Annotated in this window: 10 protein-coding genes; 4 read left to right on the top strand and 6 right to left on the bottom strand. The window is 72.5% G+C overall.

Annotated elements, in window-relative coordinates; genetic code table 11:
• Nucleotides 1-147: 147 nt before the first annotated feature.
• The 3 genes from WMF33_RS15865 to WMF33_RS15855 all read right to left on the bottom strand — a co-directional run bounded on the left by WMF33_RS15865 (nucleotide 148) and on the right by WMF33_RS15855 (nucleotide 3,765).
• Nucleotides 148-336, bottom strand: coding sequence for a hypothetical protein (locus WMF33_RS15865; RefSeq protein WP_437337917.1), 189 nt, complete (start codon nucleotides 334-336; stop codon nucleotides 148-150).
• A 215-nt stretch (nucleotides 337-551) separates the two neighbouring features.
• The gene (locus tag WMF33_RS15860; RefSeq protein ID WP_437337916.1) at nucleotides 552-2,051 is read right to left on the bottom strand and encodes a sigma-54-dependent transcriptional regulator; all 1,500 of its coding nucleotides are present in this window, start codon (nucleotides 2,049-2,051) and stop codon (nucleotides 552-554) included.
• 319 nt (nucleotides 2,052-2,370) lie between these two features.
• Nucleotides 2,371-3,765 (bottom strand): SGNH/GDSL hydrolase family protein, encoded by a 1,395-nt coding sequence (locus tag WMF33_RS15855; protein ID WP_437337915.1) that lies wholly within the window; start codon nucleotides 3,763-3,765, stop codon nucleotides 2,371-2,373.
• 266 nt (nucleotides 3,766-4,031) lie between these two features.
• On the opposite strand from WMF33_RS15855, the gene WMF33_RS15850 reads away from it, so the two are divergent.
• The 3 genes from WMF33_RS15850 (at nucleotide 4,032) to WMF33_RS15840 (ending at nucleotide 8,143) form a co-directional block, all read left to right on the top strand.
• A complete protein-coding gene (locus WMF33_RS15850; protein ID WP_437337914.1) occupies nucleotides 4,032-5,564 on the top strand; it encodes a sigma 54-interacting transcriptional regulator in 1,533 nt (510 codons plus the stop codon).
• A gap of 100 nt (nucleotides 5,565-5,664) precedes the next feature.
• Nucleotides 5,665-7,242 carry a serine/threonine-protein kinase gene (locus WMF33_RS15845; protein ID WP_437337913.1) on the top strand — a complete coding sequence of 526 codons (1,578 nt, stop codon included), beginning with the start codon at nucleotides 5,665-5,667 and terminating at the stop codon, nucleotides 7,240-7,242.
• A gap of 10 nt (nucleotides 7,243-7,252) precedes the next feature.
• Nucleotides 7,253-8,143 (top strand): hypothetical protein, encoded by an 891-nt coding sequence (locus WMF33_RS15840; RefSeq protein WP_437337912.1) that lies wholly within the window; start codon nucleotides 7,253-7,255, stop codon nucleotides 8,141-8,143.
• 46 nt (nucleotides 8,144-8,189) lie between these two features.
• On the opposite strand, the gene WMF33_RS15835 is transcribed toward WMF33_RS15840, so the two are convergent.
• Nucleotides 8,190-8,666: an SRPBCC domain-containing protein gene (locus WMF33_RS15835; RefSeq protein WP_061627788.1), complete on the bottom strand. Its 477-nt coding sequence runs from the start codon at nucleotides 8,664-8,666 to the stop codon at nucleotides 8,190-8,192.
• Nucleotides 8,667-8,838: 172 nt separating this feature from the next.
• Between WMF33_RS15835 and WMF33_RS15830 the strand changes: the two genes are divergently transcribed.
• A complete protein-coding gene (locus tag WMF33_RS15830; RefSeq protein WP_020735210.1) occupies nucleotides 8,839-9,162 on the top strand; it encodes a helix-turn-helix domain-containing protein in 324 nt (107 codons plus the stop codon).
• Nucleotides 9,163-9,515: 353 nt separating this feature from the next.
• Here WMF33_RS15830 and WMF33_RS15825 read toward each other — a convergent pair whose 3' ends face one another.
• Nucleotides 9,516-11,414: an ABC transporter ATP-binding protein gene (locus tag WMF33_RS15825; RefSeq protein WP_437337911.1), complete on the bottom strand. Its 1,899-nt coding sequence runs from the start codon at nucleotides 11,412-11,414 to the stop codon at nucleotides 9,516-9,518.
• 424 nt (nucleotides 11,415-11,838) lie between these two features.
• Nucleotides 11,839-12,732: a sigma-70 family RNA polymerase sigma factor gene (locus WMF33_RS15820; protein ID WP_437337910.1), complete on the bottom strand. Its 894-nt coding sequence runs from the start codon at nucleotides 12,730-12,732 to the stop codon at nucleotides 11,839-11,841.
• Between the last annotated feature and the right edge of the window lie 47 nt (nucleotides 12,733-12,779).

The raw sequence follows: 12,779 nt of genomic DNA, 5'->3' as shown, positions 1-12,779 counted from the left end.
CGAGATCTTCCACGGCACAGACCGTAGGATATATCACTAGCGTCGGCGCCATCACGCGACAGTGGGGTCGGCGGTCGCGTTGTTGGCTCCGTCACCCGCGCGGGCGTTCAGGGGACCGGCGTCTCGAGCGAGGCGCGGCGGCGCTGCTCACGGCGACAGGGGGAGCGAGCCGGCGTCGAGCGCGACCTCGTAATCGCCGTGGTCGTCCCAGGCGAGCGCGCTGCCGCCCTGCCTGAGCGTGCCGCCGTCGACCTTCACGCGCAGGAACTTGCCCGGCGGGAAGTGCGCCGGCAGCGTCCAGGTCCAGGTGGTGTTGCTGCCGGACGTGGTGCGCATGGCCGATTAAAAGAAGACAAACCTCACAGGCACAGAGGGCACAGAGAGGAAGAGGAGAACGATCTCTTTTCTTTCTCTCTCCTCTGTGTCCTCTGCGCCTCTGTGGCTCATATTTCACTTCGAAGACTCGGCCCGACGCCGACGGTATCGTCGTGCGAAGGGGCACGACCGGAAGCGTGTTCTGATGAGAAAAGCTCGTCTGGCGGCGCCTGGTGCTAGCGCGGCCGGGGGATGCCGAGCCGCTGGCGGCGCTCCCAGAGGGCCTTGCGGCTGATGCCGAGGCGGCGGGCGATCTCGGTCTCGGTCAGCGCGTGCTGGTGCTCGAGGACGAAGCGGCGGAAATACCCCTCGAGCGAGTCGGACCGCGGCTCGCTCTCGTGCGCGGCCGGAGGCGGCGCGGGCTGCGCCGCGTCGTCGAGCCCGAGCAGGCCCACCCCGATCTCCCTGCCCTCGGCGAGGACCATGGCGCGGTGGATGGCGTTCTCCAGCTCGCGGACGTTGCCCGGCCACGGGGCCGCCGCGATGGCGGCGCGCGCCTCCGGCGACAGCGCGAGCGGCCGCTGGCCCGTCGCCCGCGCGCGCCGCGTGAGCAGCGACTCCGCGATGCGGACCGCGTCGCCCGGCCGCTCGCGCAGCGGCGGCAGGCGGAGCTCGAGGACCCGCAGGCGGAAGTAGAGATCGCTCAGGAAAGACCCCTGGCGCACCATCGCCACGAGATCCCGCTGGGTCGCCGCGACGAGGCGCACGTCGACGCGCCGGGCCTGCGCCGCGCCCACGCGCCGCACCTCGCCGGTCTGCAGGAAGCGGAGGAGCCGCGCCTGCACGCGCGCCGGCAGGTCGGCGATCTCGTCGAGCAGGAGCGTCCCTCCCTCCGCGGCCTCGCAGAGCCCCGCGCGCGCCGAGAGCGCGCCCGGAAAGGCGCCGCGCTCGTGACCGAAGAGCTCGCCCTCGATCAGCCCCTCGGGGATGGCCGCGCAGTGGACGCGCACGAACGGGCACTGCCGCCGCGGGCTGAGCCGATGCACGGCGCGGGCGAGCGTCTCCTTGCCGGTGCCGCTCTCGCCGAGCACGAGCAGCGTCGCCTCGCTCGGCGCCACCTTGCGCACCCGCGCGAACACCTCGCGCATGGCCGCCGAGCCGCCGATCATGCCCTCGAGCTCCTCGTCGTCCGGCGCGGGCGGCACGGACGCCGCGGGCGGCACGGACGCCGCGGGCGGCACGGACGCCGCGGGCGGCACGGACGCCGCGGGCGGCACGGACGCCGCGGGCGGCACGGACGCCGCGGGCGGCACGGACGCCGCGGGCGGCACGGACGCCGGCGACGGCGGGCGCGGCGCGCTCTCCCCGGGCGCGCCTTGCGCGGAGCGCGCGCCGGCGAGGTGGTGATCGACCAGCGCGACGAGCTCGGCGTGATCGAACGGCTTCGACAGGTAATCCGCGGCGCCGCGCTTCACCGCGTCGACGGCCGCCTTCACGGTCGCATAGCTCGTCATGAGCACGACCGGCGCGCCGCCGCACCGGCCGACGAGCTCCGTGCCCGGCGCGCCGGGCAGGCGCACGTCGGCGAGCACCAGATCGAACGCGCGCAGGTCGTGCGCCGCCTCGGCCTCGGCGATCGACCCCGCCTCGACGACGTCGTGCCCGTGACGCGCGAGCAGCCGCCGGAGCTCCATCCGGATGACGACCTCGTCCTCGACCAGCAGGATCCGGCTCACGGCGCCACCTCGGGCCCGCCGGCGCGTGGAACGAGCCCGCCCGACGCCGCGAGCGCGGGCGCACATTCCGTGGCGACGGCCTCCGCGTCGTGTCCTCCGCACATGGGACAAGGCTACTCAGGAGCGCAACGGATGAACATGTGTGGACGCACAACGCGACGCGTCAACACCGAGAAATCAGCGGTACCGGTGGGGTATTTCCCCCAGTACCCTCGATCGCAACGCGATCGCCGCGGCTCCCCGCCGGGGAAGTGGGGGCCTTGGCCGGGCAAGCAAGGATGTCGCGTGCCCGGCCGTGCTCCCCCATGATCGCTTCGCTTTACTTGGTGAACAGGTCGAGGTCGACGGCTTTCGCCATCGCCTCCAGGCCAGTCGGGTTCAGGTGCAGCCCGTCATTCTCGAAGTCGAGGTCATCTTGCAGCTTGGCAGGGTCGTTGGGGTCGACGACCGCCGGGTCCAGGTCGATGACCGCGTCGTACTTGCCGCTCGTGCGGATCCAGGTGTTGACCTTCTGACGGGCGGCCTCGTGCGCGTCGGAGTAGTACCCGTTGCCCTTGAACGGCAGGATGGGGATTCCGTAAACGAGCATCCCCTTGGCGTGCGCCTTGTCGATGAACTCCTGATAGGCCGTGATCAGGGCGTCGGCGACGTTCGGCGCGCTGTCGCCGCCGATGTCGTTCACGCCGATGAAAATGACCGCCCAGCGAGCCCCGCGCTGGTCCAGGATGTCGCGCTGGTAGCGCAGCTTGGCGGTCGGCCCGAGCCCGCCGGCGAGCACGGTGCCCCCGCCGATCCCCAGGTTCAGCACGGCGACGTCCTCGGTCCCGGGATTGGCCCGCAGCCGGCGAGACAGGAAGTCCGGCCAGCGCGTGTTCCCGTCCGTGACCGAGCCGCGGCCGTCCGTGATCGAGTCGCCGAGGATGGCGATCGCATGGGCCGTGGGGTCGGCCATGACGTCGAGGCCCGTGATGTAGTACCAGTGAGCGGTGCTCACCGGCGACGTCAGCGTCGGCGACGAGACCCCGTTGCCGGTCTGGATGTACGAGTTCGTCCGTGAGCCCGGGTGCCCGGTGATCCCGCTCGGGACGGCGCCGAAATGGATGGTCACCGCGAGCTTGGTGAGGGGCTTGAGGTCGTAATCGATCGGATCGGAGAAGACCGACTTGCCCACCGGGATGGTCACCGACTCGGAGCCCTCGAAGGTCAGGGCCGTGTCGGTGCTCGCCTCGATGCCGTCGGCGGTCGTCGAGTCCGCGATGTGCACGGAGCTCATCGTCACCGGCCCGTCGCCGAACTCGTTCGAGAGCAGCAGCCGCACGTTGCTGCCGCCGATCGAGGTGTAAATGACCTGGCGCAGGGTGTTGTTGGCGAGGCCAGGCGCGGGCGGGTTGTTGTTGGTCTCGGTCAGCTGCGGGCCGGTCGTCCAGGTGCCGACCCAGCGCCTCTCCCCGGAGCTGCCGCCGTCGCCGCCGCCCTCGCCCCCCGTGCCGCCAGCGCCGCCGGTGGCGCCCGCTCCGCCTCCGCCAGCGTCGTTGCCGCCGCCGCCGCCGCCGCCGGTGCCGGAAGCCTCCGACCCGCTGGAGCTCGTCGCGCCCCCGGAGCTCCCCGAGCTGGTCGTCGCGCTCGACCCGGTGCTCGTCGTATCGGATCCGGGCGAATCATCGCCGCAGCCGGTGATCGATAGAAACAGCAGTGCGTAAAGAATTTTCCGCATGGTCCTCGTCCGACGCTATATCCCTACAAGTGCGGCCCAAGGTGCCACACGCGGGGCCTGAGCGACACCATGTTTCATGGCGGGCGGGCGCGCTGGACGCCTCGATCCGCGGCATTGCGTTACGATCGGTAACACGTTGGCCAGCGCGCGTTACGCTCGGTAGCAATCCGATCACGCCGGAAACCCACCGTGTTCGTGGACCGGGCACGCGCCGCGGCGCCGCGGCGCCGCGTGACGCCGGCGCGGAGGCCTGCTGAGATGGGCGCATGCCCCCGTGGAACGACGACGACGCCGCCTCCACCGAGCTCGTGCCCGGGCCGCTGCGCCCCGGCGCGGCCGCGGCCGAGAGCTTCGCCCTCTCCGTCATGGCGGGCCCGGACGAGGGCCTCCGGTTCACCGTGGCGCCGGGGCTGCCCGCCCGCGTGCTCGCCGGCACCAGCCCGGCCTGCGACATCACCCTCACCGACCGGCTCGTCTCGCGCCGCCACGCCGCCTTCGAGCTCGCCGGCGCCCGGCTGCGCGTCACCGACCTCGGCTCGACCAACGGCACCTTCGTCCAGGGGATCCGCGTCGGCGACGCTTACCTCCAGGGCAGCGAGCTCGTCCGCATCGGCGAGACCGTGCTCCGCGTCGAGGCGCTCGGCGTCACGCAGGCGGCCGAGCTGTCGCGCGCCGTGCGCTTCGGCAAGCTGGTCGGCGCCAGCGAGGAGATGCGGCGGCTCTACCCGCTCTGCGAGCGCCTCGCGGCCTCGAGCGTGCCCGTCGTCATCGAGGGCGAGACCGGGACCGGCAAGGAGGTGCTCGCGGAGGCGATCCACGAGCAGGGGTCGCGCGCCGCCGGGCCGTTCGTGGTCTTCGACTGCACCGCGGTGCCGCCGACGCTCGTCGAGTCGGCGCTCTTCGGGCACGAGCGCGGCGCCTTCACCGGCGCGAACGAGACCCGCCGCGGCGTCTTCGAGGAGGCGCACGGCGGCACGCTGCTGCTCGACGAGATCGGCGATCTCGATCTCGGCCTGCAGGCGAAGCTGCTCCGCGCCATCCAGCGCTCGGAGGTGCAGCGCGTCGGTTCGAACAAGTGGATCCGCGTCGACATCCGGGTGCTCGCGGCGACGCGGCGCGACCTGGAGCGCGAGATCCAGGCGGGGCGGTTCCGGGACGATCTGTTCTTCCGGCTCGCGGTGGCGCGGATCGAGCTGCCGCCGCTGCGCAAGCGGCGGGGCGACGTCACGGTGCTCGCGCACCACTTCTGGCGGCAGCTCGCGGATCGCGGCGCGCCGTTCCCCCAGGGGTTCGCCGAGCGGCTCGAGGACTACGACTGGCCGGGCAACGTGCGCGAGCTCTACAACGCCGTGGCGCGCCGGGTGGCGCTCGGCGAGGCCGCGCCGATCGAGACCAGCCGGGCCGGGCTCGCCTCCGCAGGCGCGCCGGCCCCGCCCTCCGGGCCCGCGTCGGTGACCCAGCCGGCCGCGGCGAGCGGGCCCGCGTCGGTGCCTCAGCCGGCCGCGGCGAGCGGGCCCCCGTCCTCGGCGCTGCCGCCGCCCACGCCCGCGCCGCCCGCCTCCGCGGGCGCCGGGGCCGGCGAGGGAGCCGAGACTGCGACATCCAACGACATCATCGAGGAGATCCTCGCGCTCGACCTGCCCCTGCCGCGCGCGCGGGAGCGGATCGTCGAGCACTTCGAGCGGCGGTACGTGCAGCGCGTCCTCGCGCAGCACGGGGGCAACGTCCGGAGCGCGGCGGCCGCGTCGGGCCTCGCGCGGAGGTACTTCCAGCTCCTGCGCGCGCGGCGGTCCACCTGAAGAGGCCGCGCGCGGTGCTCCGGGCCGAGGCGCCGCGCGAGCCGCGCGCCGGCTGACATGCCGCCGCGGCATCCGCCGCGGGCGTGTTATCGTCGCCCCGATGTTGCGGGCCCAGGGCGGCGCATCGGCTGTCGTCCGCTACCTGCTCTTCGACGAGATCGGGGCCGGCGGCATGGCCACGGTGCACCTCGGGCGCCAGCACGGCTCGGCCGGGTTCCGGCGGACGGTGGCGGTCAAGCGGCTCTACCCGCAGTTCGTCCGGGATCCCGAGCTCGTGGCCATGCTCCTCGACGAGGCGCGCGTCGCGGCCCGGATCCGGCACCCGAACGTGGTCGCGACGATCGACGTCGTGTCGAGCGGCGGCGAGGTGCTGCTCGTGATGGAGTACGTGCACGGCGAGTCGCTGGCGCGGCTGCTGCGCGCGGCGACCAAGGACGGCGGCGCGCCCCCGCCGCGCATCGCCTGCGCGGTGCTCGCCGGCGCGCTCCACGGCCTGCACGCGGCGCACGAGGCGACCGCGGAGGACGGCGCCCCGCTCGGCCTCGTGCACCGCGACGTGTCGCCGCACAACCTGCTCGTCGGCGAGGACGGGGTGGCGCGCGTGCTCGACTTCGGCGTGGCGAAGTCGGCCGGGCGCGCGCAGATCACGCGCGACGGGCAGCTCAAGGGCAAGCTGGCCTATATGTCGCCCGAGCAGATCGCGGGCGAGCCGCTCGACCGGCGCGCGGACGTGTACGCGGCCGGCGTGGTGCTGTGGGAGACGCTGACGGGCGAGCGCCTGTTCGAGGGGCGCGGCGAGGCGCTCTCGATCCTGCGGCTCTTGCAGGCGGGCGTGGATCCGCCGAGCGCCCGCCGGCCCGGGGTGCCGCCGGAGCTGGAGGCGATCACGCTGCGCGCGCTCGCGCGCGGCCCCGAGGACCGGTTCCCGACGGCGCGCGAGATGGCGCTCGCGCTGGAGGCGACGGGCCTCGCGGCGTCGACCTCGGAGGTTGGCGCGTGGGTGGCGTCGCTCGCGGGCGAGGCGCTCTCGCAGCGCGCGGCGCTGATCGCCGCGATCGAGCCGGGGGCGGCCACGCCGAGCGCGCCGCCGGAGCTCGGATCGGCCCTCGAGACGACCGGGGCGGCCCTCGGGACGGCCGGGGCGGCCCTCGAGACGACCGGGTTGGCCCTCGGGACGGCCGGGGCGGCCCTCGGGACGGCCGCGGCGGGCCCGGCGGAGGCGGCCGTGGCGAGCGCGCCGCAGCCCGCCGCCGCCAGCCCGAGCCGGCGGCGCTGGGGCGCGGCGGCGGCGGCGGGCGCGGCGCTCGCGATCGCGGCGGCGGCGATCGGGTTCGCGCGCGCCGAGGCGCCGCCGCGCGCCAGCGCGAGGGCCGGCGTCGCGGCGGCGGCGGCGCGCGCGCGGGTCGCGGCGCGGCCGGCGGCGCTCCCGCACGGGGCGCAGTTCGCGGCCGGAGCGGCCGGCGCGGGCGCGGCCGGCGCGGGGGTGCCGGATGCGTCGGCGACGCCCGGCGCGCCCACGGCGGCCGCCGCGACGGCTGCGCCCTCGGCGCCCGCCGCGAAGGCGGCCGGCGCGGGCGCGCGGCGGCTGCCGCGCCGCGAGCCCGCGCGCGACGGGTGCAATCCGCCCTTCGTGATCGATGGACAGGGCCACAAGCGCTACAAGCGCGAGTGCTTCTGACGGAGGCCCGATGACCCCGCGCACCTCTCCCCGCTTCCTCGTCGCCGCCGCCCTCTCGGCCGCCGCGTGCCTCCAGCCCGCCCGCGCTCGCGCCGGCGACGCCGAGGCGTGCTTCACCGCCTCCGAGGAGGGCCAGCGCCTGCGCGACGAGGGCCGGCTGCGCGAGGCGCGGGCGCGCTTCATCGCGTGCGGCGGCGCCGACTGTCCGGATCTCGTCCAGTCGGACTGCGCGGGCTGGCTCTCCGACGTCACGGCGCGCGTGCCGACGCTGATCCTGAGCGCCCAGGACGAGCAGGGCCACGACGTGGCCGACGTGCGGGTTACGATCGACGGCGCGCCGCTCTCCGCGCGCCTGGACGGCAAGGCCGTCGAGGTCGACCCGGGCGAGCGCGTGCTCCGGTTCGAGCGCGCGGGCAGCGCTCCCGTGGAGCTGCGGCTCGTCGTGCGCGAGGGCGAGAAGCTGCGCCGCGTCTCGGCCCGCCTCGGGCGGACGGCCGCGCCGGGGGCGAGCGCGGGCGCGCCGGGAGGCGGCGCCGTCCCGCCCCGCGAGGACCGCGCCGCCTCGTCGCCCGCGAGCGCGCTCGTCCTGCCGATCGCGCTCGGCGGCGTCGCGGCCGGAAGCGGGGTCGCCTACGCGGCGCTCGGCCTGAGCGCGCGCGCCGACGCCGACCGCCTGCGGGCGACCTGCGCCCCGCGCTGCGCGGAGGCGGACGTCGACGCCGTGCGGGCCAAGATCCTCGGCGCCAACATCGCGTTCGGCGTCGGCGTGGCGGCGCTCGCCGGCGCCGTGGCCGCGCTCGTCCTGCGCCGCGCCGAGCCCGGAGCGCCCGCCGCGACCGCGGCGGTGCACGTCGTCCCCTTGCGCGGGGGCGCCGCCGCCGCGCTCGGCGGCCGGTTCTGAGCTGCCGGGCTCGCCGCGGGCCTGGGACCGCGGCCGGGCGCCCCGCTCAGAACGAGCCCTCGCGCAGGTTGATGCCGTGCTCGAGGTACGCCTTCAGGCAGCAGGCCATGTGCATCCACCCCTGACAGTTGCCGTAGGAGGCCTGCAATCCCTGCTCGGTCTCCTTCCAGCCCGACTCGGCGATCCGGACCATCGTCGAGCTCGGGCCCAGGGCCTCGAAGTGCATCTCGACCCGCGTGTTGTAGGGGAGCTCGTTCACCGGTTTCCCGTCGTCGCCGGGCTCGCCGGCCGCCCACTCGAACGCGATGAGCTTGTCGGCGATGACCTGCTTGACGTAGACCGGGAACGGCTTGCCGCCGTCGAAATCGGCGAAGCTCCACATCACGGTCTTTCCTTCGTCGAGCGGCCCGCTCGCGCCGCCCGTCGTGAAATACCCGCTGAGCTTCTTCGGGTTGTAGACCGCATCGAAGACCTCGTGGACGGGCTTCTGGACCTTCGTCTGCACCTGAAACTTGAGCTCCATGACGCCTCCTTGTCGCGGCGATGCCTCGGCCGCGGACCGCGCGCGACGCGCGGGTGCACCGGCGCACCCGCGCCCGAGCACCTCGGCGCGCGGACGCACCGGTGCGCCGCCCGTACGGACCCAGCTTCGCGCGGCGATTGACCGCCCGCCCATCATGTTATATTCTTATAACATGTCAAGCGCGGATCCGGACGACCTCGTCTTCAAGGCGCTGGCCGACGGTCGGCGGCGAGAGATCCTGGACCTGCTCAAGGACGGGCCGAAGACGACGGGCGAGCTCTGCGCTCATTTCGCCGACTGGGATCGCTGCACGGTGATGCAGCACCTCGGCGTGCTGGAGAAGGCCGAGCTGGTGATCGTCAAGCGCGAGGGGCGCCACCGCTGGAACTACCTGAACGTGCTCCCCGTCAAGCGGATCCACGACCGGTGGATCAGCCGCTACGCGTCCGCCGCGGTCGACCTGCTCGACCGGCTGAAGCGGGATCTGGAGACGTGACGCGGGGGCCCGGCGCGCGCGGCATCGGGCGGCCGCTCGGCGTGGGGCAAGCCGTTCAGGGGCGCAAACGTTACAGCATCACCGGAATTAATCCATGCGACGGCGCGCCTGAAGCCTCCGGGTTGAATTTCAATTCTCCCCGGGAGCTCCCGGCAGCCTCCAGGTTGAATTTCATTTCTCCGGGGACGCTCCGGGCAGTCTCCGGGCTGAATTTCATTTCTCCCCGGCAGCTCCCGGCAGCCTCCGGGTTGAATTTCATTTCTCCCCGGAAGCTCCCGGCGGCCTCCGGGTCGAATTTCGCGAGCCTGCCCGCCCGGACCTCCACGTCCGGATGACAAGGCGCCGCCGCCGGCTCAGTCCACGTAGTAGCTGGCCTGCTTGGTGAACATCTCGTGGTACTTGCCCTTCAGCCCCATGAGCTCTCGGTGCGATCCCGCCTCGATGATGCGCCCCTTTTCCAGCACGACGATCCGGTCCACGAAGCGGGTGAGCGCCAGCCGATGGCTCACCACGATCGACGTCTTCCCGCCCATCATCTCGCGGATGAGCTGGATGATGTGGTGCTCCGCGTCCGGATCGATCGCGGACGTCGGCTCGTCGAAGATGAGCAGATCCGCCGTCTTCGCGTTCAAGAGCGCCCTCGCGATGGCGAGTCGTTGCCACTCCCCTCCCGAGAGCTCGGTACCCCCATCGACGCCTTTCCAGAGGACCGTGTCGAGCTCTCCCGCGAGCTCGTCGAGCCCGACCCGCTTCAGCGCCGACCTGATGTCGTCATCGCTGGCCCCGGTCTGCCGCACATCGACGTTTTCGCGGACGGACAGGGGGAACCTCGCGAAATCCTGGAAGACGGCGCATATCCTGCTCGTGTCTCCGCGCCCGTCGCTGGCATCGACGTTCGCGGCGGCTCCGTCCCACCGGATCCGCCCCGACGTCGGGCGGTAGAACCCGCAAATCAGCTTCACCAGGGTCGATTTGCCCGACCCGTTCTCTCCGACGACGGCGATCTTCTCTCCTCGAGCGATCAGGAGGTTCACGTTCCGGAGCGCGAGCTCCGCGCTGCCCGCATACCGCAGGGATACGTCCTCGAGCCGGATCCCCGGGACAGGATACCGCTCTGCCTCCGGGCGCGCGTCCCCGCGCGGCGGTTCGGGCAGGTTCAGCAGCTCGATCAACGGCTTGGTCGCCAGCAAGGCGCCGATGATGTCTCCACCGTTGTAGATGATGACGGCCAGCCCGTTTCGTATCTGCACGATGACGCCGATGAGCAGCGACACGTCTCCGACCGTGAAGCCTCCATCCAGGGCTTCCTTGACGACGTACACGAACGGGACCGACATGCCGAGGCCGCTCAGCAGGGACCAGATCGATATCTGATGCGCTCCTCTCTTGCGGACGGCCTTGAGATCCCTGAGGAACGTCTCGTACAAGCAGCTCCATCGCCGGAGGACCCACTCCTGCATGGAAAAGAGCCTGAGATCCTTCGCGAACTCTTGCTGCGTGAGGATCCGCTCGCCGAGCTGCAGCCGATTGAACGTGGCCGCGTGAAAGGTCTCGATGTCCCAGCTCTTTCGCTCGTTGGTCGCCTTCGCGTACAGCACGGGGGTCATGCTCGACACGACCACCAACGGGATCCACCACCTCAAGCTGGCAGCCAGGACGAGCGCCGGGACCATGCCCAGGACGCCCATGAGCGTATAGGACGACGTGTGGACCAGCTCATTGATCGAGCTCAAGCTGCGGCGCGCGAGGATCACCAGGTGATTCAACCTCGGCTCATCGAAGAAGGTGAGCAGCGGTTGCTTCGATATCTCCTCGTTGATCCTGAGCGACACGTTCCTTCGCACGCGGTCCTTGAACGAGTCGCCGACGAAGCCCTCCATCGCCTCCAGGACGTCGCCGAGCGCGTTCAGCAGGACGACCAGGACAGCCAGGAGCAACGCCGAGTAGGCCAGGAGCTCGTGCGCGCTCCTCGGTCCGGCGCCGGCGATCTCGTCGACGATCATCGCGTTCAGCCAGACCGTGAGGCTGGGGGTGGCCCCGGCGAGCGCCTGAAAGAGGACGAGCGCCGCGAGGCTCCCCCAGGAGGGACCGACGAGCACCTTGAGCAGGAGCGGCAGGCGACGGAGCGCCGCGCGGTGAGGATGTTCCTCGTCCGCGAGGACGCCCAGGTGGTCGCCGTCGCCGTCATCGAGCGCGTCGTCCTGCGCCGGACCGTCGCCTTCGTTGCCTCGTTCGCCGTTCGCTTGCTTCATGCCAGCCCTCGAACGAGCTCCACGTCAGCGATGGGCCCAGGCTCTCTCAGGCGGCATCTCCTGCCGAGGTGGTCCACAGGGCCGCAGACATCGATGTGCTGGAAGACCGCCTGGGTGTCGGAAATTTCATTCTCTCCGACCCTGGAGGACATCCTCCGTAGTCCAAGCACGCTTCGTGCCGAGGCGCGAGCGGCACCAGCCCGGAGACCGAGCCCGCTCGTCTACCTCGTATTGCCGGCCCTAGTTTCCGCCCGCCAGAAGTCCGGCCAGGGATCCGGAGAGAGAGTTCAACGCAAAGGCGCAAAGAAAAACAAAAAAAAAGAATTTGTAGTTTTGCGCCTTTGCGCCTTTGCGCCTTTGCGCCTTTGCGTCAATTTCTCTTCGCTCGCGAGGCAGATCCCTGGCGGGAGTTCTGACCGCGGTACTAGGTTTCCGCGTGCGGTCCGTCGTCGAGGGCCGACAGGTCGAGATCGCGCAGCTGCTCGGGGTCGCCCATGACGTCGATCTGGGCGATCTTCCCCTGCGCGAGCGTGAAGCGGAGCACCCGGAAGAGCCGCCCGCGCGGGGCCAAGACGACGCCCACCGCGCCGTCCACGAGCGCAGGCCGAGCGAGCTTGGCGCCGCGCGCGCCGGAGAGCGCCCGCTTGGCGCAGGCGCGCGCGCCGCGGAGCTCGATGCCGGCCGGGGGCGCGGCCGTGGCGTCGCTGCGGAGCACGACGTCCGGGTCGAGGATCGACACGAGCGCGTCGAAGTCGCCGCCGCGCATGGCCGCGAGGAAGGCATCGACGACCTCGCGCTGGCGGCCGACGTCGGCGTCCGGGGACGGGGGCGCGCCCTGCACGCGGCGGCGGGCGCGGCTCGCGAGCTGCCGCGCCGCGGCCGGGGAGCGGCCCACGATGGAGGCGATCTCCTCGAAGGGCACCGCGAACAGGTCGTGCAGCACGAACGCGAGCCGCTCGGCCGGGGTCAGCGTGTCGAGCACCACGAGCAGCGCGAGGCCGACGGAGTCGGCCAGCACCGCCTCGCGCTCGGGGTCGGTCCCGGCCTCGCGGTCCGCGGCGGGGTCGGGCGCGGCCATCGGCTCCTCGCGCCGCGCCTTGCGCGAGCGCAGCATGTCGAGGCACACCCGCGCCACGACCGTCGTCAGCCACCCGCCCAGGTTCTCGACGCCGGTCGTGTCGGCGCGGCTCAGGTGGAGCCAGGCCTCCTGCACCGCGTCCTCCGCCTCGCCCACGGAGCCGAGCATCCGGAACGCCACCGCCCGCAGGTGAGCCCGGTGGGCCTCGAACCGCTCCGCCAGCCAACGATGTTCATCCATCCCGTCACACTCCCTTGTCCTGCTTCGTCATGGCTGTGACGAACCAA

It is taken from the genome of Sorangium sp. So ce394, assembly GCF_051474665.1.
In the GTDB taxonomy this organism is placed as follows: Bacteria; Myxococcota_A; Polyangia; order Polyangiales; family Polyangiaceae; genus Sorangium; species Sorangium cellulosum_D.
This window is presented reverse-complemented; position numbering and strand designations above follow the sequence as displayed.

Coding starts and splice junctions, on each gene's coding strand:
- WMF33_RS15865 (WP_437337917.1), bottom strand. CDS start 336: ATGCGCACCACGTCCGGCAGCAACACCACCTGGACCTGGACGCTGCCG.
- WMF33_RS15855 (WP_437337915.1), bottom strand. CDS start 3,765: ATGCGGAAAATTCTTTACGCACTGCTGTTTCTATCGATCACCGGCTGC.
- WMF33_RS15850 (WP_437337914.1), top strand. CDS start 4,032: ATGCCCCCGTGGAACGACGACGACGCCGCCTCCACCGAGCTCGTGCCC.
- WMF33_RS15845 (WP_437337913.1), top strand. CDS start 5,665: ATGTTGCGGGCCCAGGGCGGCGCATCGGCTGTCGTCCGCTACCTGCTC.
- WMF33_RS15840 (WP_437337912.1), top strand. CDS start 7,253: ATGACCCCGCGCACCTCTCCCCGCTTCCTCGTCGCCGCCGCCCTCTCG.
- WMF33_RS15835 (WP_061627788.1), bottom strand. CDS start 8,666: ATGGAGCTCAAGTTTCAGGTGCAGACGAAGGTCCAGAAGCCCGTCCAC.
- WMF33_RS15830 (WP_020735210.1), top strand. CDS start 8,839: ATGTCAAGCGCGGATCCGGACGACCTCGTCTTCAAGGCGCTGGCCGAC.
- WMF33_RS15825 (WP_437337911.1), bottom strand. CDS start 11,414: ATGAAGCAAGCGAACGGCGAACGAGGCAACGAAGGCGACGGTCCGGCG.
- WMF33_RS15820 (WP_437337910.1), bottom strand. CDS start 12,732: ATGGATGAACATCGTTGGCTGGCGGAGCGGTTCGAGGCCCACCGGGCT.